21 protein-coding genes are annotated in these 22,290 nt (G+C 26.7%); 15 read left to right on the top strand and 6 right to left on the bottom strand.

Features of this window, described 5'->3' with window-relative positions; all coding sequences use genetic code 11:
- Positions 1 to 8: 8 nt before the first annotated feature.
- Genes CLOPA_RS14485 through rfbG form a run of 4 tightly spaced genes read left to right on the top strand, consistent with a single transcriptional unit; the run spans position 9 to position 4,898 of the window.
- Positions 9 to 746 carry a sugar phosphate nucleotidyltransferase gene (locus CLOPA_RS14485; RefSeq protein WP_015616193.1) on the top strand — a complete coding sequence of 246 codons (738 nt, stop codon included), beginning with the start codon at positions 9 to 11 and terminating at the stop codon, positions 744 to 746.
- Positions 747 to 787: 41 nt separating this feature from the next.
- Positions 788 to 2,815 carry a putative nucleotide-diphospho-sugar transferase gene (locus CLOPA_RS14480; RefSeq protein WP_015616192.1) on the top strand — a complete coding sequence of 676 codons (2,028 nt, stop codon included), beginning with the start codon at positions 788 to 790 and terminating at the stop codon, positions 2,813 to 2,815.
- Between the two features lie 41 nt (positions 2,816 to 2,856).
- Positions 2,857 to 3,810 (top strand): NAD-dependent epimerase/dehydratase family protein, encoded by a 954-nt coding sequence (locus CLOPA_RS14475; RefSeq protein ID WP_015616191.1) that lies wholly within the window; start codon positions 2,857 to 2,859, stop codon positions 3,808 to 3,810.
- Positions 3,811 to 3,824: 14 nt separating this feature from the next.
- Complete coding sequence (gene rfbG, locus CLOPA_RS14470) at positions 3,825 to 4,898, top strand: CDP-glucose 4,6-dehydratase (RefSeq protein WP_015616190.1); 1,074 nt, start codon at positions 3,825 to 3,827, stop codon at positions 4,896 to 4,898.
- Between the two features lie 276 nt (positions 4,899 to 5,174).
- Here the strand turns inward: rfbG and CLOPA_RS14465 are convergent, their stop codons facing one another.
- The 3 genes from CLOPA_RS14465 to CLOPA_RS14455 form a co-directional block, all read right to left on the bottom strand.
- Positions 5,175 to 6,683 carry a hypothetical protein gene (locus CLOPA_RS14465; protein WP_015616189.1) on the bottom strand — a complete coding sequence of 503 codons (1,509 nt, stop codon included), beginning with the start codon at positions 6,681 to 6,683 and terminating at the stop codon, positions 5,175 to 5,177.
- A 208-nt stretch (positions 6,684 to 6,891) separates the two neighbouring features.
- A complete protein-coding gene (locus CLOPA_RS14460; RefSeq protein ID WP_041710907.1) occupies positions 6,892 to 7,167 on the bottom strand; it encodes a hypothetical protein in 276 nt (91 codons plus the stop codon).
- Positions 7,168 to 7,534: 367 nt separating this feature from the next.
- On the bottom strand, positions 7,535 to 7,756 hold the full coding sequence (locus CLOPA_RS14455; RefSeq protein WP_041710906.1) for a hypothetical protein: 222 nt from the start codon (positions 7,754 to 7,756) through the stop codon (positions 7,535 to 7,537).
- A gap of 292 nt (positions 7,757 to 8,048) precedes the next feature.
- Between CLOPA_RS14455 and CLOPA_RS14450 the strand changes: the two genes are divergently transcribed.
- From CLOPA_RS14450 to CLOPA_RS14420, 9 genes are all read left to right on the top strand, one after another.
- Positions 8,049 to 9,323, top strand: coding sequence for a PIG-L deacetylase family protein (locus tag CLOPA_RS14450; protein WP_015616188.1), 1,275 nt, complete (start codon positions 8,049 to 8,051; stop codon positions 9,321 to 9,323).
- 281 nt (positions 9,324 to 9,604) lie between these two features.
- Positions 9,605 to 10,582 carry a glycosyltransferase gene (locus CLOPA_RS14445; protein WP_015616187.1) on the top strand — a complete coding sequence of 326 codons (978 nt, stop codon included), beginning with the start codon at positions 9,605 to 9,607 and terminating at the stop codon, positions 10,580 to 10,582.
- Between the two features lie 89 nt (positions 10,583 to 10,671).
- Positions 10,672 to 11,388, top strand: a complete 717-nt coding sequence (locus CLOPA_RS14440) for a glycosyltransferase (protein ID WP_015616186.1) — start codon at positions 10,672 to 10,674, stop codon at positions 11,386 to 11,388.
- 4 nt (positions 11,389 to 11,392) lie between these two features.
- A complete protein-coding gene (locus CLOPA_RS26160) occupies positions 11,393 to 11,662 on the top strand; it encodes a hypothetical protein (RefSeq protein ID WP_015616185.1) in 270 nt (89 codons plus the stop codon).
- A 175-nt stretch (positions 11,663 to 11,837) separates the two neighbouring features.
- Complete coding sequence (locus CLOPA_RS14435) at positions 11,838 to 12,815, top strand: glycosyltransferase family 4 protein (protein WP_015616184.1); 978 nt, start codon at positions 11,838 to 11,840, stop codon at positions 12,813 to 12,815.
- A 22-nt stretch (positions 12,816 to 12,837) separates the two neighbouring features.
- Entirely contained in the window at positions 12,838 to 13,596 is a 759-nt protein-coding gene (locus CLOPA_RS14430; protein WP_015616183.1) for a glycosyltransferase, read from the top strand.
- Between the two features lie 261 nt (positions 13,597 to 13,857).
- Positions 13,858 to 13,986 carry a hypothetical protein gene (locus tag CLOPA_RS26510; RefSeq protein WP_278245988.1) on the top strand — a complete coding sequence of 43 codons (129 nt, stop codon included), beginning with the start codon at positions 13,858 to 13,860 and terminating at the stop codon, positions 13,984 to 13,986.
- A 1-nt stretch (position 13,987) separates the two neighbouring features.
- Entirely contained in the window at positions 13,988 to 14,485 is a 498-nt protein-coding gene (locus CLOPA_RS14425) for a glycosyltransferase (RefSeq protein ID WP_080648323.1), read from the top strand.
- Positions 14,486 to 14,754: 269 nt separating this feature from the next.
- Positions 14,755 to 15,654 (top strand): glycosyltransferase family 2 protein, encoded by a 900-nt coding sequence (locus CLOPA_RS14420; protein ID WP_015616182.1) that lies wholly within the window; start codon positions 14,755 to 14,757, stop codon positions 15,652 to 15,654.
- A gap of 135 nt (positions 15,655 to 15,789) precedes the next feature.
- Here the strand turns inward: CLOPA_RS14420 and CLOPA_RS14415 are convergent, their stop codons facing one another.
- Positions 15,790 to 16,476 carry a hypothetical protein gene (locus CLOPA_RS14415; RefSeq protein WP_015616181.1) on the bottom strand — a complete coding sequence of 229 codons (687 nt, stop codon included), beginning with the start codon at positions 16,474 to 16,476 and terminating at the stop codon, positions 15,790 to 15,792.
- A 177-nt stretch (positions 16,477 to 16,653) separates the two neighbouring features.
- Between CLOPA_RS14415 and CLOPA_RS14410 the strand changes: the two genes are divergently transcribed.
- Complete coding sequence (locus CLOPA_RS14410) at positions 16,654 to 17,793, top strand: aminotransferase class V-fold PLP-dependent enzyme (RefSeq protein WP_015616180.1); 1,140 nt, start codon at positions 16,654 to 16,656, stop codon at positions 17,791 to 17,793.
- Positions 17,794 to 17,906: 113 nt separating this feature from the next.
- Here the strand turns inward: CLOPA_RS14410 and CLOPA_RS14405 are convergent, their stop codons facing one another.
- The gene (locus tag CLOPA_RS14405) at positions 17,907 to 19,325 is read right to left on the bottom strand and encodes a hypothetical protein (RefSeq protein ID WP_015616179.1); all 1,419 of its coding nucleotides are present in this window, start codon (positions 19,323 to 19,325) and stop codon (positions 17,907 to 17,909) included.
- A 195-nt stretch (positions 19,326 to 19,520) separates the two neighbouring features.
- Positions 19,521 to 19,787, bottom strand: a complete 267-nt coding sequence (locus tag CLOPA_RS14400) for a DUF3343 domain-containing protein (RefSeq protein WP_015616178.1) — start codon at positions 19,785 to 19,787, stop codon at positions 19,521 to 19,523.
- A gap of 162 nt (positions 19,788 to 19,949) precedes the next feature.
- On the opposite strand from CLOPA_RS14400, the gene CLOPA_RS14395 reads away from it, so the two are divergent.
- Complete coding sequence (locus CLOPA_RS14395; RefSeq protein ID WP_015616177.1) at positions 19,950 to 22,289, top strand: U32 family peptidase; 2,340 nt, start codon at positions 19,950 to 19,952, stop codon at positions 22,287 to 22,289.
- Position 22,290: the final 1 nt, after the last annotated feature.

Here is a 22,290-nt window from a genome sequence, read left to right as displayed (position 1 = left end):
AGATATATATGAAGGTTGTTATATTATGTGGTGGAAAAGGCTCTAGATTAGCGTCCCCTACTGAAAATAACCCAAAACCATTAGCCATAGTTAACGGCAAACCAATTATATGGCATATCATGAAAATCTATATGAAATATGGCTTTAATGATTTTGTTTTACCTTTAGGCTTTGGCGGGGACAAAATAAAAGAATATTTTTGGAACTATGAATGGAAAAACAAAAACTTTATTAAAGATACTACTAATGACGATATTAAACTCCTTAATAAGCCAGAAAATTGGAGAATAACTTTTGTGGACACTGGAATTGATACTATGACTGGTGGAAGGATAAAGAAAATAGAAAAATATATTGACGAAGATACCTTTATGTTAACCTATGGTGATGGTTTATCCGATATAAATATTAAAACCTTATTAGATTATCATAACAGCAAGGCTAAAATTGCGACTGTAACAGGTATACAAAGAAAAAGTCAATACGGTATCCTTACCATAGAAAATGGTATCGCTAAATCTTTTGATGAAAAATCTAAATTGGATGGCATAATAAATGGAGGCTTTTTTATACTGAATACTAAGGTTTTTAATTATATTTCAGATGACGAATCATGTATATTTGAACAAGATCCTTTAAAAAATTTGGCAAAACAATTACAACTAGCTGTATACCTTCATAAAGGATATTGGCTGTCTATAGACACTTATAAGGATCTATCAATAGCAAATAAAACATGGAAATAAAAGACTAGTATACAAAGTTTATTTAATAAAGGAGGTATATCATGATACTTCACAGTAATACAAAAGCGGAAAAATTAAGTACTAATATACGCATCAATGAAAGTAATAATTATTCCATCAATGCTGACTCATATAATGATAAAAATAAATTACCAGCAAATAAAACATTGCATTTTTGTACCTTATTAGGAAAAGGATATGTTTTTAAAGTTCTTGCATTATATTCATCATTAGAACAGCATAGTAAAAATTTTCATATATGGATATGTTGCATAGACAATAAATCCTATTCAATATTGACAAATATGAATTTAATAAATGCTACTGTTTTTCAAGTTAGTGATATAGAAAATGCAGAACTAGAACTTGTTCAAATAAAGAATAGTAGAAAAGAAAACCAATATTGCTGGACATTAAAACCATTTGTTATAAATTATGTACTAAATAATTATCATGTAGATTCTATAATTTATTGTGATAGCGATATTTTCTTCTTTTCTGATCCTTCAGTGATTTTTGATGAATGGAGCGACTATTCAGTTTTTATTTGCCCTCAGAGAGATCGAGATTGGGTTCATAGATTATATGGAAAATATCAAGCTGGCTTAATTGGTTTCAAAAAAGATAAAAATGGGCTTGAAAGTCTCAATTGGTGGGGAAAAAAGTGTATTGAATGGTGTTCCAGTTATCTTGACCCTAAGAATGAACGCTGGGGAGATCAAAAGTATCTTGATAAAATCCCTTTATTATTTAGCAGTGTTAAAATATCACAAAACCTAGGCCTAGATGCAGCACCATGGAATATTGTATATAACAAAAAAATTAATATTTCCATAAAAGATAATATTCCATATATAGAAAATTATAAATTAGTTGCCTATCACTTTGTGTACATTTCAGTGTTTAATGATACTGGATATAGTATACAAACTTTAACCGATTTAAGTACTAGTGGAATAATTAAAAATATGATATACCTTCCATATTTTAAAAGTATAAGAACTGCTATTAAAAATGTTAAAGACAATGTAAATGAAAATATAAATATATTATTTAAGGACATTAATGCAAAGAAACAAAAAAATATCTATTCTAAGATTTATAATTTAGTATTTAATAAAAATAAACACAAAGGATATTACTTTTGTACTTTAACTAGTCAACAATATATAATTAGATGTATTGCTCTATACAAATCCCTAAAAAATACAATTAATAATTTTAATTTATATATATGTTGTATGGATGACATTTCTTTTTCTACTCTACAAAATATGTCACTTAAAAATGTAATACTAATTCATGTAAATGATGTTGAAAATAACGAATTATTAAAAGTTAAACACAACAGAGATATTCAAGAATATTCTTGGACCATGAAGGCTCCATTAATACTTTATGTATTAAAGAATTTTAATGTAGATTCAATTGTTTATTGTGATTCAGATATATTCTTTTTTAAAAATCCAAATAAAATTTTTAACCAATGGAAAGGTCATGATATTTTCCTTTGTAAACAAAGGGTTAGTAATGATTATGCAAGATTTCATGGGAATTATCAAGCTGGATTAATTGGTTTTAGAAATAATAAAAACTGTTATGATATTTTAAAATGGTGGAAGCAAAAATGTATAGAATGGTGCTATTCATCAGCTCAACCAGAACTAGGGCGCTGGGGAGATCAAAAATATCTTGATAAACTTCCAATGCTATTTTCCAATATAAAAATTATTAATCATTTAGGGATTGATGCAGCTGCTTGGAATCTTATAATTCATAATAATTATAAAATTCATACTAAATATAATGATGTTTATATAGAAAATTCTAAACTCATAGTATATCACTTTGGCCGCATGGAAATATTTAATGACTCCGAATTTGATTTATGGAGATTGGCAATTTTAAAATTTGACAAGAACATTATTGACAATATTTATATACCATATCTTAATGAGATAAAAAATGTAATTAATGAATTAAAGTCCTTGGAAGGTATTACTATAGAAGATTTTTATGATAAAGAAAGCATTAAAGAAGCAAAAAATTTTTATAGATTAAACAAATAAAAAAGAATTAAATCTATAATCATATAAAAGGGGGACAATGCATGGATGAAAATATATTTAAAAATAAAAAAATTTTAATTACTGGTGGTTATGGATTCATAGGTTCTCATCTTGTCAGAAGAATGTTAAATAAAGGAGCAAATCTATTTATTATAGAGAGAAAAAACTCTAATCCTTGGCGGATAAAAGATATTTTAAATAAAATTAGTATTATTGAAGCTGATATATCAAATAGTTCGGAAGTTAACAACTATATAAAAAATATTGATCCTGAATATGTATTTCATCTTGCAGCTTATGGTGTAGATTCCTCTAAAAAAGAATATATTGCTGCTACTAATACTAATATAATTGGAACAGTAAATCTATTAAATTCATTAAAAAATACTCAGTGTAAAAAATTAATAAATATGGGTAGCTGTGCTGAATATGGTAATCGAAAAGAGTTAATGTATGAAACTATGTACCCTCTGCCTGTAAGCATTTATGGTAGTACTAAAGCTTGCTCTACTATATTAGCACATCAAATCGCCAGAGAAAATAACATTGGTATTGTTACTTTAAGACCTTTCGGAGTATTTGGTGAAGGAGAAGCACCTCATAAAGTTTTTTGCCATGTAATTCTATCTATATTACAAAATAAAGATGTAAAGCTTACCCACTGTGAACAATATAGAGACTATTGCTATGTAGAGAATATAGTAGACGGCATGATAATAGCTGCAGAAAATAATTCTATATCAAATAATATTTTTAATATTGCAAGTGGAAATATTCATCCGCTAAAATATTATATCAATTTAATTTTTAAAAATATCGAGACTGATAAAAAACCTTTATATGGCACTATTCCTTACAGAGAAAATGAAATGTGGACTCCTAAAGCTAATATTGACAATATTCAATCTGTTCTTCATTGGAAACCAAGAATAAATCTTGAAGATGGAATAATCAAAACTATAGATTGGTACAAAAAAAATATAAAACTGTATTAGGAGGCGATAACTAAATGGACTTATCTTTAAATATATTTAAAAATAAAAATGTTTTAATTACTGGGCATACAGGTTTTAAAGGTTCCTGGCTGGCTATATGGTTGAAAAAACTCGGAGCCAATGTAATAGGCTATGCTTTAGATCCCCTCAATTCTGAAGATAATTTTTCTTTATCTGGACTTAAAAATAGTATAATTGATATTAGAGGTGATATTAGAGATAGTAAATTACTGAATGAAGTATTTAAAAAATATAATCCGGAAATTGTATTTCATCTTGCAGCACAACCCTTGGTAAGATATTCCTATGAGCATCCTAAATATACCTATGAAGTAAATGTTATAGGAACTTTAAATTTATTAGAGGCTATGAGAAATTGTAATACTACAAAGGCAGCTGTTATTATAACCAGTGACAAATGTTATGAAAATAAAGAATGGGTATGGGGATATAGAGAAAATGATCCTATGGGTGGTTACGATCCTTATAGCTCTAGTAAAGGTTGTGCGGAACTATTAGTTTCTTCTTATCGTAACTCCTTTTTTAATCCCGAAGAATACTCCATTCATAAAAAAGTTATAGCGTCAGTTAGAGCAGGTAATGTAATTGGAGGTGGTGACTGGTCTAAGGATAGAATTATTCCTGACTGTATAAATGCTCTGGAATTAAATAAGGACATAATAATTAGAAATCCTAAGGCTATTCGTCCATGGCAGCATGTTCTTGAACCACTAGGAGGTTATTTAAAGTTAGGGATTAATCTACTGAAATATAATACAAAATTTTCTGGTGCATGGAATTTCGGCCCTAATTCGGAGAGCATTGTGAGTGTAGAGGAAATTACAAAAAAAATTATTAATTATTGGGAAAGTGGAAATTATAAATCTATAAATACTATATCTACTCAACTTCATGAGGCAAATTTATTAAACCTGGATATAAGCAAGTCTAAATTTTATTTAAATTGGGCACCTAAATGGAATGTGGATAAAGCTATTGAAGAGACTGTTAAATGGTATAAAAATTATCATAACGGAAATGTCTACGATTTATGTGTAAAGCAAATTGATGAATATTGTAACACGTAAGTATATAAATCCACTTATATTATTTTTGTTAAGTGGATTTAATTTTTTTATCTAAATTTCCATTTTGAGAACATATATCTGTTGCAATAAATTATATTAATAATAAAATATTTATTGAATTTAAATAGCTACTATCTAAATATTATTTATTAAATGAACAATTTTAATTGCAACTTATATAGTTTATTTTTCTTTTTTTGGATGAAAGAATAGTAAATGTAAGTAGAAAAAGTATTTACATTAGATCATCCTTTAATTTAATGGGTAAAAGTTAGTTTATTTAAAAAAATAATTATTAGGAAAAATTTTTTTTAATAATGAGATATTTAATTTTGAATTGGATTTTGTAAATTGTGCATTTAAAGTAGTATTATCATGCTGCAATATTTTAATTTCTCCTAAGAGTGATATAATTCTATTTTCTTGATTGGAAAGTTCATCTTTAAGTGATAGAATTTCTTTTTTCATTTTCATATTTTCATCTTCTAATAGACTCAAATTTTCCTCTTTATTAATTAAGTCCTGCTGAATAATATTAATATTTGTAGCAAGCAATTTCTTTTTATTCTTAAATTGAGCATATATATTATTTACATATTGAAGCTTTTTTTCATAATAAAGTAACTTTGATTTTTTTGTTTCTAATAGATCCTTAAGCTCAGTAAAGTGCTGTTCTTTTTCTTCGGATGTTTTTTCCATTGATAAATTTTTTTCATGTACTTTAGTCATATAATATTTCATATAGGATAGAAAGTCTATATTATTTTTAAAATATGAGTAGATGCTAGAAAAATTTAAATTTTCTAAGTCATGGTTTGCAATGTATAGTTCATTAACTATTGAACAGTTAATTGTTTCAAAGTTATTAGACATATATCCAGCTTTAAAAATATTATTAGAAGAATCTAATATCAGTTCAAATGGGGGAGAGCTAAAAGTATTTCCGTTATCTATAGAAAAATTACTATAAATTTTATTATCATTTAGCCAGTAATACCATATTTGATTACATACTATAAAGAAGGAGCAGATTTTGATATTTTTACCTTCAAATAATTTATTTGTCTTTAGATTAGAATTGTTGACCTGCACATAGATTAAAGAATTAATATTATCTTCTTTCTTTATGTACAAGGCATGTAAAATGTCATCAGATGTTAACATAGAGTAATCCTTCAGAGGAGAAGTATTTGAAGCTATAAAATTAAAATCAGACCATTTGTTTGTATATTTATTAAAAATTTTATAGCCAAGGTCGTAGTTGTCAACTAATCTTTCATACATAATATATATATCTTGATTTTTTGTAGAATAAAGAATAAATGTGATAGGATAATGGCACTTAATTTTATCAATAAAATTAGGAGTAGACAAAATATTTTTTTCGTCAATAATTTGATGAAATAGTGTTGCAATTTTATCTTTTTTATTAAATATGCTATAAATTATATTTATTTTATTATCATTTGCAACTGCTTTAAAGTACATGTTAAAAAATTTATTTTTTGTATTTTTTACAATTTGTTTTTTATCCCATGTTTTACCGTTATATTTACTTAGTATAAGTATCCCTGATAAATTCTCATATAGAACAATTATACTATCATCATTAAGTAGCATTACTGAAAATTTATTTAAAGCTTTTTTTACAAGAATATGATAATCTGACCAAATATTATTTTTAAAAAATTTATATACAATATCGCCATCCTTATTATAAAAAAAATTCCATGTAGTATTGTCAGATTGTTTTACTATATAGAATTTTCTATTACTGAGTATCATAAATTTTCTCCTCTCTATAAAGCTTCTTTATATAAAATATGATTAATTAATTAATAATTATAACTTTAATTATTAATTAATTAATTATATTCCGCACAATAAATTTTAAAAATTAAATGATTTTTTAATTGGTGTTTACAACAATTAAAAAATGTTTTTTTATCACAAATAAAAGGCGTAGCCTGTTGTTTCCTATTAAAATTATGCATCACAGATATTTTCTCGCACTGTTCCAACAAAACACTTCCTCCGGAATAAGGAGATATCTTAAAAGCTTACTTTGGCTATCATTAAATTGGCGACCAAGAAATCTTTGCTTTTTACCGTCTACTATAAAAACTTTCATTGGTACCTTATTAAAAATTTCTATAATAGATTTTAAAGTTGGTTTTTTCATCTTCAGTTGACCTGGACCAATAACAAAGACTTTTTCATTGTTTAAACCTGATCTTACAGCATACTCTGATACTGATAGCATCATCATGGATATTAGAATCACATAAGTTAATGCTTCAATTCTCTCTGGCGAATTCAAATATAAAGAATTAACAAACTATGGTGATTTTAATTGTTGAAACTTCTTTTCAATACTACTTTGGGTTCTATACTCTAACAATATGGCTTCGCCAGTGATTGATAAATCATTGCTGCATAATACAAAAGTACATTCTTTTTCTATAATTTTAGCAATTTTTACTTCATCCTTATAAAAATAGAACTTTTTAAAGTTCTATTCATTTCTGAAATTAATTCTAGTGCCATTTTTCTTTCCGAAGTTCCATAGCGATCAATTTTGCTTTTTATTACAATTTTATTTAGTACATCAAATATACAACAGGCTTCGCCTCTAGCTATAGGTACATTAGAGTACTGATTTTAGCATATCCAAATTCATTACGCAGTAACTCTGTATTAGGTAACTCAATTGTACTGTCATATATTGTACTAAGCCTGTATCCATTCCATAATTTGTATTCATTACATTCTTCATAAATAACCTTGTTTATTCTGTCATTCAATTCAATAAATGCATCAAGACTAATTTTTTGTCTATTAACATCATTGATATCCATATACTACGCATCCTCTTTTATTAGTCCATGTAGATATATTCGAGATAAATAGTGAAAATCATTTTTGGAAATTAATTCATTTTATTGTCATTAAAGTAAAATTTAATTATTAGATTTTTGATTTTCATTCAGCGGAATACGAGTTATAAAATATTAAATTGAAATTTGCTATTTATATGTGTGCAAATAATTTATTAATGCATAAAATGTAACAAGAATTAAATTTTTATAGTAAAGTTTCCTAGGAATACAACTATTAAATATATAATATGAAAGGGGAATTTTAAAACAGTTGAAAAAATTTTTAAATGTAAAACAAACAATAGAAAGTGATGTAAGTAAAGTAATGATTTTTTCTCCACATGAAGATGATGAAACAATAGCATGTGCTGGAGTTATAAGAAGATGTATAAATAATGGGAATACTACAAAATTAGTTATGATTACAACTGGTGATTATGGTAATCCTAAAATTCGTATACAAAAAACTATTAATTCAATGGCGTTACTTGGCCTTAGTAAAGATAATATTGTATATTTAGGTTATGGTGATCATGATGTATTAGGTCCAGCTTATTTATCTAAAGATAATCCTCAAAAAATTTTTTTGGGGACTTATGGCAGCCAAACTTATGGGTTCCCTGAAATAGGAATAGTTGATTACCATTATAGTAAATATGGAATTCATGCTGAATATAATAGAGAAAATATTTTTAATGATATTTTAGATGTTATTGAAAGTAATCTACCTGAAGATATTTATATGCCATCTCCAATGGAAAATCATCCTGATCATTCTGTAACTGGAATTTTTGTTATAAGTGCAATATTGGAATTAAAGAAGAGATTAGATTATTCTCCAATAATTCATGAATATATGGTTTATAAGGAAGGATTGCCTCAGAATAATTTAAATGCTTTGCAATCTGTATTGAATATAGAAAGCCACATGGACAGAACATCACCATATTCATGGTGTTCTAGAGAGTCAATTCCTGTACCTGATGAAATGTATGCGTCAATTGAGTCAGGTAACAATCTAAAAAGCAAAGCTTTTGATGTATATGAAGATGATGCAGCATACTTCAGAAGATTTATAAAGAGTGATGAGGTATTCTGGAAAAAACAAATGTCAAATTTAGCATACAATGCAACAGTAGCAGCTTCCTCACAAAATACGGATACAGGTCAATATTGTACTAATGTTATTGATGGCATTATTTTAGGTTACCCATATGAAAATAGCTTATTTACTTTTTATGATAAAGAATGGGCAACACTTGGAGAAAAGTCTGGAGCATGGATTCAGCTTTCATGGCCAACTCTAATTGAGGCTAATAGAATTATTTTATATGATAGACCAAATTTTGATGATCATATAATAAGAGGAATTTTAACCTTTAGTGATGGGTCAGAAATATCGGTGGGACCTCTGCCTAATAATGGAAGTGAGTATATAGTGGACTTTAAAGCCAAAACCTTTAATTGGGTTAAGCTTACGGTAGATAGGGCAGAAGGATATAATATTGGTATTTCTGAATTTGAGGTATATTATTTGAACTATTAAATATAATCATAAATATTGTGATGAAATAAATATAAATCAGTTAATTTTTATATTTGTTTGTATAAAAAAGACTAAGCGGTATACTTAGTCTTTTTTTGTAAAAGTTAATTTATAAAAAGATATTATATTTTGCTCACACAATTTTTTTTTAATACATATAAATATAGTAAAGCTAAAACTTTGTATAAACTGTGAAAAAATAAACATTAAAATTTAGTAAATTAATATATAAATTTAAGTAGTTACTATTAAATTCTAAACACGTGAGGTGACTAATATAAATGAGGATTGTGCAAATTGCTCCAAATTTGTACCCTATTCCACATTACGCTGGAACAGAAATTTTAGTTTATATATTAACTGAAACTTTAGTTAATAAAGGACACGAGGTATATCTCTATGCTCCAGAGGGTAGTAAAAGCAGTGCTCAAATTATAAATTTTAAACAACAATATCAAAGTTCAGAAGAATTGGTGGACTATGTACTAAAAACAATGCCTAATAATATTGATATTATTCATGATCATAGTCTAAGTATTAATAGTTTAAAAAAGGAAATAGCAGTTCCTACAGTTAGTACGATTCATTATTGGGATTATACTTCAAGTAAATTTTGTGTACATGTAAGTAAAAAAGCACGTGAAATTTATGGAAACAATAAAGGGTTTTATATATATAATGGTATTAATGTAGACGATTATGAATTTAGCGAGGAAAAAGAAGATTATAATTTATTTATAGGGAGAATATGTGCTGAAAAGGGCTTGCATGATGCACTGACTGTTTGTGAAAAAAATAATGAAAAATTGATAATTGCAGGTCCTATTTATGATGAGAGCTATTATAAAAATCAAATAGAACCTAGAATTAAGAATAATAAAAAAGTTAAATATGTTGGTTTTGTTAAAGGCAAAGAAAAACAAAACTTACTAAAATATGCTAAATGTGTACTGTTTCCATCTATTTGGGAGCTGTTTGGTATTGTTATTATTGAAGCAATGGCTTGTGGCACACCGGTATTAGCGTTTCCTAATGGTGGTATACCTGAGATTTTAGAAGATTTTCCAAATTTATTATGTAATACAGTTGAGGAAATGACGTACAAATGTAAAAATCAATTATTTCCAAGTTATAAATCATTAAGAAAGTGCGTAGAAAATAAATTTTCCGCTGACAAAATGACTGAACGATATCTCTTTGTTTATCAATTAGCAATTATTGATAGAAATAAATTATTGCATAAAAGTTTTTTACATTAATAAAATTTAGTACTGACATACTAGTAAAATAAAAGTTTTTAAATTATTCATAGGCTTAAATTTTTAACATTATGAGGTGATTTATAGAAATGAGGATAGTGCTGATTTCTCAGGATATTCATCCGCTTCCCAATTATGCCGGAACAGAAAGAGCTGTTTATATACTGACTGAAAATTTAATTAAGAGAGGGCACGAAGTATATCTTTATGCTCCAGAAGGTAGTCAAAGTAGTGCTCACATTATATACTATAGGAAAAAATATCAAAGTTCAGATGAATTAGTTGATTATGTATTAAAAACAATTCCTAGTAATATTGATATTGTTCATGACAATAGTATTTATATTAATCATTCAAGCAAGAAAATACCTTTGCCAACAGTTAGTACAATTCATTGGCATGATGACTCTTCAGGTAAATTTAATGTGTATGTCTCTAAAAGAGCACGCGAGACGTTTGCCAATAATAAGGGATTCTATATATATAATGGAATTGATGTAGAAAATTTTGAATTTAGCGAGAAAAAAGAGGATTATAATTTATTTTTAGGAAGAATATGTACTGAAAAGGGCTTACAACATGCATTAACTGTTTGTGAAAAAAATAATGAAAAATTGATTATAGCAGGTCCGCTTTTTGATGAGAGTTATTATAAAAATGAAATAGAACCTAGAATTAAAAATAATGAAAAAATTAAATATGTTGGCTTTGTTAAAGGTTCAGAAAAACAAAATCTGATTAAACATGCTAAATGTGTAGTTATTTCCATCCACTTGGGAAGAGCCTTTTGGACTTGTTATTATTGAAGCAATGGCATGTGGTACACCAGTATTGGCATTTCATAGAGGGGGAATATCTGAAGTTTTAGAGGGCTTCCCAGATTTGCTATGTGATACAGTTGAGGAAATGGCATATAAGTGTAAAAATCAATTATTTCCGAGTCCAAAATCAATGAGAGAATATGTAGAAAATAAGTTTTCTTCTGATAAAATGACCGAACGATATCTATTTATTTATCAGTTAGCAATTAATGATAGAAATAAACTATTGAATAAAAATTTAGTTTTGCCTATTTTATAATAGGCACTTTATTTTTATGTAATGAAATTCAAATAGTGCTATTTGTAAACCTAGCACAAATGTTTACATAATTTAATATAATATATTAGATTAATAAGTGAATTATAATAATTTGTAATAAAATTAATGAAAGTATTTGGAAATTAAAGAATATCTAATGAGGTGTTTTATAGAAATGAAGATTGTACAAATTGCTTTAGATCGCGAGCCTATTCCTAATTATGCAGGAACAGAAATGTTAGTTTATATATTGACTGAAAATTTAGTTAAGAAAGGCCATGAGGTATATCTTTATGCTCCAGAAGGCAGCGAAAGTAGTGCACATATGATACCATATAGGAAAAGGTATCAAAGCCCAGACGAATTGGTGGATTATGTACTAAAAACAATGCCTAATAATATTGATATTATTCATGATCATAGTGCAAATTTTAATCGTGCATCAAAAAAAATACTTTTTCCAACAGTTAGTACAATTCATTGGATTGATGATTCTTTAAGTAAATTTAATGTTTATGTTTGTAAAAAAGCGCGTGAGATGTTTGCTAATAATAAGGGATTCTATGTATATAATGGAATTGATGTAGAAGATTTTGAATTTAGCGAGAAAAAAGAGAATTATAATTTATTTTTAGGAAGAATATGTACTGAAAAAGGCTTACATCATGCATTAACTGTTTGTGAAAAGAATAATGAAAAATTAATAATTGCAGGTCCTATTCATGATGAGAGTTATTATAAAAATGAAATAGAACCTAGAATTAAAAACAATAAAAAAATTAAATATGTTGGCTTTGTTAAAGGTTCAGAAAAACAAAATCTGATTAAACATGCTAAATGTGTATTATTTCCATCCACTTGGGAAGAGCCTTTTGGACTTGTTATTATTGAAGCAATGGCATGTGGTACACCAGTATTGGCATTTCATAGAGGGGGAATATCTGAAGTTTTAGAGGGCTTCCCAGATTTGCTATGTGATACAGTTGAAGAAATGGCATATAAGTGTAAAAATCAATTATTTCCGAATCCAAAATCAATGAGAGCATATATAGAAAATAAGTTTTCTTCTGATAAAATGACCGAACGATATCTATTTATTTATCAGTTGGCAATTAATGATAGAAATAAACTATTGAATAAAAACTTTTTTTAATTATTTGGAGGTTTTTCATAAAATGTATTATATTAATGAGTACCGTATATGTATTAATAAGGTAAGAAATAAATTACAATATTTTCATAAACCAGGAGTTTCAATAATTATGACAACAAATAAAACTAAATATTTAGATAATATATATAATAATTTTATGAGAATTAATTACGCAATAAAAGAATTAATAATTGTTTTAAATAATAATAAAATAGATAAAGAATATTGTAATAATAAATTTAAAGACTTTAATAATGTCAGAATATTTCAAATTGATGAAAATGTTACTTTAGGTGAGTGCTTAAATTTTGGTGTAAAACAAGCAAAATATGATTATATAGCTAAAATGGATGATGATGATTATTACGGCGCAAACTATTTACTGGATTCAATGAATATATTTGAATATACTGATGCACAGGTAACTGGTAAAGCAGCACATTTTGTATATTTTGAAGAATTTAATATATTAGCGTTAAATGCTCCTAGTATAGAAAATAAATATACTACTTCATGGTTACAAGGAGGTACTATTGTACTAAAAAAATCAGTATTTAATGAAGTGAAGTTTGGAAATGTTAATTTAGGTGAAGATACGTATCTTTATGAGTGCTGTAATGAAAAAGGTATAAAAATGTTCGCCGGTGATAGATATAATTTTGTTTATATGAAGCACAAAGATATGCAAGATCATACGTGGAAAATAAGCTCTAAGCAGCTTTTATCAGAGTGTAAAATAATATCAGATACAAGTGATTTTGAATCCTATGTAGTTATATAAAATAGATCTACTAATAGATATAACATTAACACTGTTAACAATAAATAATTGAAAAAGATATTTATAGCAATTATTAAGTAATACCTATTTATTATATACAAAGTATAGTATGAATAGGTATTTTGTTATATATAAAATAAGCTGAAATCATAATAGATTAATTTTGTACATAACTTATAGTGATAGGCTGTAAATAGCTAATTGTAAAAATGTTTAATGTACTTTATATGCAAATATAAAAATGAAAGGTGGGATTAAAACTTGGTTATAGAAGGAAAAGAAAATCATAAAATTATTGATGTTTCTATAATAATACCATGTAAAAATGAAGGTAATAACTTAATATTAACGGTAGATTCAATATTAAATTCTAAAACAGATTTAAGTTGAAATAATTACTGTAGATGATGCATCTAATGATTTATGTGTAGAAAAGCTAGAATTGTATTTGAATAAAATAAATTTTAGAAATTTTACTTCTATTCATATTAATAATAAAGGACCAGGGATGGCAAGAAATGCAGGTGCTTCAAAGGCAAGAGGAAAGTATTTATTTTTTTGTGATGGCCATATTAAAGTTCAAGAACACTGTTTTGATGGTTTAGTTAATACACTAGTTAATAATAATGCAGATTTTGCTATTACAACAGTTGTGGATATGTATAATTTAAATTCAGTAGGTTACGGAGCTACATGGAATGAAAAACTTCAGTTCACTTGGTTAGTCAACAAATCACATGAAAATAGTGAAGTATCAATTGCATCAGGTACTTCACTATTTGTCATTAAAAGTGCTTTTGAAAAAATCGGTGGTTATAATAAATTATTTAAAGGTTACGGTTTGGAAGATCAAGAAATATGCATGAAGGCTTGGCTTTATGGATTTTAAATTTTTCTAAACCCCAAAATACAGGTTACTCACCTTTTCAGAAAAAAACATCCATATAAAATAAGAGAATTTAATTTAGTTTATAATACACTTTGTTTAGGATTATGTTTTTTTAATAAGGAAAGATACAGTAAACTTATTAATATTTACAAAAATTATAGAAGCTTTTCAATAAATTTAATATTCTCTTTTAAATCATTATAATATAGTAATATTTGTTAAAGTATAATGTATATTAATTATTATAGTTATAAAAAGGAGTAAAAGTTTTGGATAATTTGGATATAATAGAAGCTTCGGTTATCATTCCATGTAAAAATGAAATTAATAATTTAAAAATGACTTTAGATTCAATTAAAGCGTCGAAAAATAAAACAATATATGAAATAATAGTTGTTGACGATGAATCCGAGGATAATAGTGTAGAATTTTTAAAACTACAGAAGAATGTATATAATAATATTGTATTAATTGAAAGTAAAAATTTAGGATGTGCAGGTGCTAAAAATGCTGGAGCAGAAATAGCAAAAGGAGGTTATCTTTTTTTCATAGATGCACATGTAAAAGTTACTGATTATTGGTTAGACAATCTAATTAATACAATGAAAAATAATAGGGCAGATTTGGTTGCACCCTGTATTTGTAATATGAAAAATGTAACTGAAAAGGGATATGGAGAGAATTGGACTGAAAATTTGAAACTTAAGTGGATTTTGAAGAAGCCTGAAGATATAACTGAAATACCGATTGCATGTGGTTGTGCTTTTGGTATAAAAAAAGATGTATTTGAAAATGTAAATGGTTTCGATCATTTTTTTCAGGTCTGGGGGAGAGAAGATGAAGAGATATGTTTAAAATTGTGGCTTTACGGTTATAGAGTTGTAGTAAATCCGTTTGTAAAGATTGAACATTTGTTTAGAAAAAAATTTCCATATGAGATGATGTCAGTTAATGTAACCTATAATACATTATGTATGACTTATTTGCATTTTAATAAGAAGAGAATTGCAAAAACAATAGCAATATTAAAATTTGACCCCTTTTTTGATGAAGCAGCGAAATTTATTAAGAAAAATTTTCATTTAATAATGTTTCAAAGGACGAAATATTTCAAAAAAAGAAAATTTGATGATAATTATTTTTTTAAAAAATTTAACATACCATATTAAACTAAAACTGTTGATTGAAATTAGTCCCTGCACAAAGCAAGGACTGATATTATATTTTATATCTTATTTGTGAAAAACATAAGCTATGTCTTTGAATCATAAGTAAATACTGCTTTGATAAATTTATAATTTTATTTATGGTATTGGGCAAGTTGTTGGTGAACAACTAGGTATATCTCCATAATTGGTTATTGCTGGGAGTATGAATTTACCGCTAAATAAAATTTTTTCACCAGATACTGTAAACGGATCAAGACAAACTGAAATTGCATCACGAGATATAGTACTGCTGCATGTACTTGAACTTGCCGTGTAACCTACTATTGCATCAACGCAGACAGATCCTTGAACTGATATACCACTTGTTTTTGGCGGTGCTGAAGGTGTTAGTGGTGAAGGACAGAGTGATACAGGAGTTCTTTCATTGTTATCAGATTCTATAAAGCATTCACTATTGAAAAATACATCTGCAATTGCAATATACTGAATGCATCCAACGATTTTTATTGGATATAAAGTACACTTAGTTGGACCAAGATAATCGTCGGGTGCAATTGGTACTGTTACAGGTTGACCTGTTGTACAGATTAAACAGCTTTCGAAAACAAATTTACGAGTTTGAGGTAATACTTGAATTTTACTTGGAATACTTACACAATTTTCAAAATCAATAATATTATGATATGGTTGTGTGTCATATTGTGCATCAACTGATTTCAGCATGGCTAGTAATTCATTCTTTTCATCTTGACTTAAACCAACAGCTATTTGATCATTGGTCAATTTATTTATTTCTGATATTAATTTAGTTGGATCTTTCAATTAATAATCACTCCTTTAAAATAATTTAAATTATTTGCCTATAATAATATAATATTAAATTTATAGTATTGTGTCATAATTTTTAAATAAAACAATTAATATCCATGTATCAATGTAAAATGTTTTTTTTATGCATATATTAATTATAGAACAAAATAAGTTTTGGAGGGATTTTATATGATATATTTAGATAATGCCGCTACTTCTTTTCCTAAGCCCAATGAGGTTTATGATGAAATATTAAATTGTATGAAAAATTATGCTGCCAATCCTGGACGTAGTTCACATGATATGTCCATACAAGCTTCATTAAAAATCGCAGAAACAAGACAAGAGCTAAGTTCTCTTTTTAATATAGATAATCCTTTTGATGTAATTTTTACTTGTAATGCTACAGAATCACTAAATATAGGTATAAAAGGTATAATTAAAAAAGGTGATCATGTTATAAGTACGGAAATTGAACATAATTCTGTGCTTAGACCACTGAATTATTTGAAAAATCAAGGTGTAGAAGTTACTTTAATAAAGGTAGATGAATATGGATTTATAGATAGGAAAGAATTAAAAAACAGTATAAAAATCAATACTAAAGCTATTATAATAAATCATGCATCAAATGTTTTGGGAACAATTCAAAATATAGAGGAAATAGGATTAATAGCTAAAAAAAATGGATTAATATTCATGGTAGATGCTTCACAAAGTGCAGGTATAATTCCTATTGATGTAGATAAAGATAATATAGACTTATTAGCATTTCCAGGGCATAAAGGACTTCTTGGACCTCAAGGTACAGGAGGACTTTTTATACGAGATGGAGTTAATTTAGATAATTTTATTGATGGAGGTACAGGAAGTAACTCTAGTTCCATGGAGCAACCAGATTTTTTACCAGATAAATTTGAAAGTGGTACGTTAAACACACCTGGAATTGCAGGACTAAACGAAGGAATAAAGTTTATAAGAAGGATAGGAATAGAAAATATTTATAAACATGAAGAGCATTTAACGGAGTATCTCTTAAGTGAATTAAAAAAGCTTTCTTTTATAAAAATATATGGATTAAATTCAACTGAAAATAGATGCGCTGTAGTATCTATAAATATAGATGGTATAGATAGTACAAAAGTAGGATATCTTCTAAATAAAAATGATATTGCTATTAGAACAGGGTATCATTGTGCTCCCCTTATTCATAATGTAATTGGAACTGAAAAATATGGAACAGTTAGAATAAGTCTGGGATATTTTAATACAACTAAAGATATCGAAACTTTTATAAGTGTAATTAAAGATATATATAATAACAATTAAGTTGATGAGGCTGTCTCAATATGAATGTCGTTTTAGAAATTCTTTATCAATTTTGACCTTTTGGGGCAGTCTCACTTTCTTTTAAATAAAAATTAATAAATTTATTCACATTATTAGGAAAAATGTTTATTTTTAAATATTTTTTTTAGTAAGGAATTATCTGATTTAGTAAGTTGTGAATTTAAATCATTAACATTAAGTTGTAAGTTTTTGATTTCCTCAAGAAGGGATAAAATTCTATTTTCTTGCTTAGAAAGTTCATTTTTAAGAGAGACAATCTCTTTTTCCTGTTCTATATTTCTCTTTTTTAATTTATTAAATAAATTTTTTGTAGTTTCATGTTTTTTTTCAATGCATAGTAATTTAAAATTTTGTTTCGGCAATGTATATTTAATTTGAATAATAGATTCTTCTTTTTGTTTAAGTGTCTTTTCATAAAATAGAACTTTTTCACAAATTTCAGTGAGGTAATATTCAATGTATAATAAATACTCGCTATTTTTTACATTAGTTTTGATATATAAATATATATTAGAAAAAATTAAATATTTTATATCATCATAATTTGTAATGTATATTTCATTAAAAATTGTATTTTTAATTTTTTCAAGTTTATTGGAAATATATATGACTTTAAAAATATATGTGGAATTTAATGATTGTTCATAAGGATAGGAACTAAAATTAATACCATTATTAATGGAAAAACTATTATAAATTTTTTTATCCTTTAACCAATAACACCATATTTGACCATATACTATAAAAAAGGAGCATAGCTCTATATTTATACCTTTAAATAATTCAATGCTTTTATAATTAGGACTTTTACCGTGTACATAAATTAGATTATCTATATTTTTTCCTTTTTTTATGTATAAAATATTTAATAATCCATTAACAATTAGTGCAGAATAATAACTAAAATAAGAAACGTTTGTATCAATTGAATTAAAGTTTGACCATTTTTTTGTATTTACATTAAAAGTTTTATAACCAAGTTCAAAATGACCTATAAATCTTTGATATAATATAAATAGTTCTTTATTTTGCAATGAATAGACATTAAAAGAAATATGATGATCATTTTTAATCTTTTCAATCATTTTGGGATCTGATAAGTTATTTTTTTCATCAACAATTTGATGAAAAAGGGTTACGGTATTATCTTTTTTGTTTAAAATACTGAAAATTATATTAATTTCATTGTTATGTACAATTGCTTTAAAGTAAGTACTAAATATTTCTCTTTTACTATTTTTCATAATTTGTTCTTCGTTCCATATTTTATTGTTATATTTACTTAATACAAGTCCTCCTGTTAAATTTTCATATAAAATAACTATACTGTCATCAGGAAGTATAATTGCTGAAAAATTATTTAAAGCCTTTTTTGTAAGTACATGATGATCTGACCAGGTAGTTTCCTTAAAAAACTTATACATAATACCCTCATCTTTATTATAAAAAAAATTCCAGGTGGTACCGTCAGATTGTTTTATAATATAAAAATTTCTATCAGAAATTATCATTAATCTTACTCCTTTCCATAAAATATTTCTTTATATAAAATATGATTAATTAGTTCATAATTATAACTTTAATTACAACTTAAATTGTAACAATGCTGATTTCCAGCTATTTTAGTATAGAAAATTATAAAAAAAGGCTATTGGAGGATGTCCAAAAGCCAAATTCTTATAAATTAAAAAGATAAATATTTATTACTATATTTTTATATAATTATAATCCTTATCGTTTTTAACCATATTATATATACCATCAATTTTTATTTTAATATTTTTAACCTCAAGCACAATTTCTTTTGTATCTTTAGAATTGAAAATTATAGACTTACTGCAGCCTGAAGAAATTTTTGCTGGTGTTGAAATGAATTCTACATTAATTCCTTTTTTCATTAGTTCATTGTATAAATAAGTTGCTTGACTATTAGAAGCAATAACCATAATATATTTGTCATCGCATACTTCCATAATACCCACTCCTAATTATTTGAAAGCCTTTTTGTAAAATAAAAGAAAGTATAGTTTCTTTAGTACATACTATGTTGTGGCAAATTTAATGTTAGTGATTTATTTTTAAATATAGATATTTTGTTGTATAATAAAAAGCAGAATGTTTTAGGAGAGATGAGAATGAAGAGAACAGAACTACTTGCTCCCTGCGGTAGTATGGAAAGTCTTTATGCAGCAGTACAAAATGGAGCAGATGCAGTTTATTTAGGAGGAAGTAGATTTTCAGCAAGAGCCTATGCCTTTAATTTTGATGATGAAAAACTTATGGAAGCAGTAGATTATTGTCATATTTATGGAGTTAAAGTATATGTAACTGTGAATACCTTAGTAAAGGACAGTGAAATAAAAGACATATTAGATTATATTAAATTTTTATATATAATAGGAGTAGATGCACTGATAATTCAGGATACAGGTTTAGCTTATTTAGTAAGAAAAAATTTCCCTGATTTTGAGCTTCATGGGTCTACTCAAATGACTATACATAATGGTGAAGGGGCTCAGTATTTTAAAAACCTAGGTTTTAACAGAATAGTATTGTCAAGAGAATTAAGTCTTAAGGAAGTAGAATACATTTCTAAGGATTTAAACATTGAAACAGAAATATTTATACATGGAGCTCTTTGTATATGCTACTCAGGGCAATGTCTTATGAGTAGTATTATTGGAGGAAGAAGCGGAAACCGTGGACGATGTGCTCAGCCCTGCAGGCTTCCCTATACTATTTTTAATGAAAATAACAATAAAGAATTTAAGGGATATATATTAAGTCCTAAAGACATATGTACGGTTGATAGCATAGAGGAGATAATTAAAAGTGGAACATCATCACTGAAGATTGAAGGCAGGATGAAACGGCCGGAATATGTGGCAGGAGTAGTAGGTATATACAGAAAGGCTATTGACAGTGTGTATAACAATAGTGAGTTTGATTACCCATCAGAGATTAGAAAACTTAGGCAGCTTTTTAATAGAGAAGGTTTTTCTAAGGCATATATGTTTGGAAATGTTGGCAAAGATATGATGTCCTATTCCTTTCCTAAGAATACAGGCTTATTTTTAGGCAGCGTGAATAAGGATTTCACTATTACTTTAGAGGAAGATCTAAGTGTAAAAGATGGTATAAGAGTTAAAGATGATGGATTTTTAGTAGAAAAAATTTTAAAAAAAGGTTTATCTGTTGAAAGTGCTCGTAGAGGAGATAGGATAAAGCTTATTCCTGAGTCTTATGCTGCCTTTGATAAATTGTATAAAACTTCAGATATAAACTTGCTGGATGAATTAAACTATAGTTTTAAAGATTCTTATGGTAAAAAAATTAATATAGATATTCAGTGTAAATTTAAAATTAATGATCCCTTTGAAATTACTTGCAGCTATGGAGGAGAAACTTTTAAAATTACTGGAGATACAGTTCAAAAGGCAATAAAGAGACCACTGGAAAGAATAAAATTAGAGGAGAATTTAATAAAAACAGGTAATACTCCCTTTAAGATTAAAAATATTGATTTTACAGATTATGAAGAGGGTTTTATGCCTGTATCCGCTATAAATTCTGCAAGGAGAAGTTTGATAGATGAAATTGTAAAATATCAGTGTGGTAAAAATAAGAGGACTTTTCATAAAGTAATTGATTTTAACAGAGAAGAAAAGACTCATAAATCTATGGAGAAACTTATAGTGTCTGTAGAAAATTCAGAGCAGCTTAAAGGATGCATTGAAGCAGGAATAAAAAATGTTGTAATAAATTTTTTTGGAAAAAATTCTGATATAAATATAGAAAATGTTGAAAATGTAGAGGTTTATTTAAAGATTCCCAATATAATTAAGGAAGAATTTAATGTCATATGCGGCTTTATAGATGATAATGTTCATAAAATTAGAGGAATTGTTACGGCTAATGCAGGAATTATAAATAGATATAGAGGGAAATTATGTATAATAGGAGACTATAAGCTGAATATATTTAATAAATATGCTTTGGATTTTTACAGTAAAGATTTGAATGGAACCTATATAAGTACGGAACTCAATAGAAATGAGATAATTAAAATTGTGAAAAGTTCACCTATACCCTGTGGTATACTTGTTTATGGGAAGCTGGAGCTTATGGTAAGTGAGTATTGCCCTATAGGCAGTACTCTGGGAGGAAAATGTACTGAAGCAAATTGTAATAATAAGTGTGTTAATGGAGAATTTAAACTTAAGGACAGAAAAGGTGAAGAATTTATAGTGAAAACTGACAGTTTCTGTAGAAGTTACATATACAATTCATTGCCCTTAAATTTAATTTCCAATTTGAAGGATATAAACAACCTGGGAGATATTAGTTACAGAATGGATTTTATAGATGAGAATAAGGAAGAAGTTATAAAAATTATAAAGGCTTATGAATCATGGAAATTTGAAAATGAATCAGAAAAATTTACACGGGGACATTATAAGCGAGGAGTTGAATAGT

Origin of the sequence: Clostridium pasteurianum BC1, assembly GCF_000389635.1 — a bacterium.
GTDB classification, from domain to species: Bacteria; Bacillota; Clostridia; order Clostridiales; family Clostridiaceae; genus Clostridium_I; species Clostridium_I pasteurianum_A.
The sequence above is the reverse complement of the archived record's forward strand: the minus strand, read 5'-3'. Positions and strand labels throughout refer to the sequence as shown.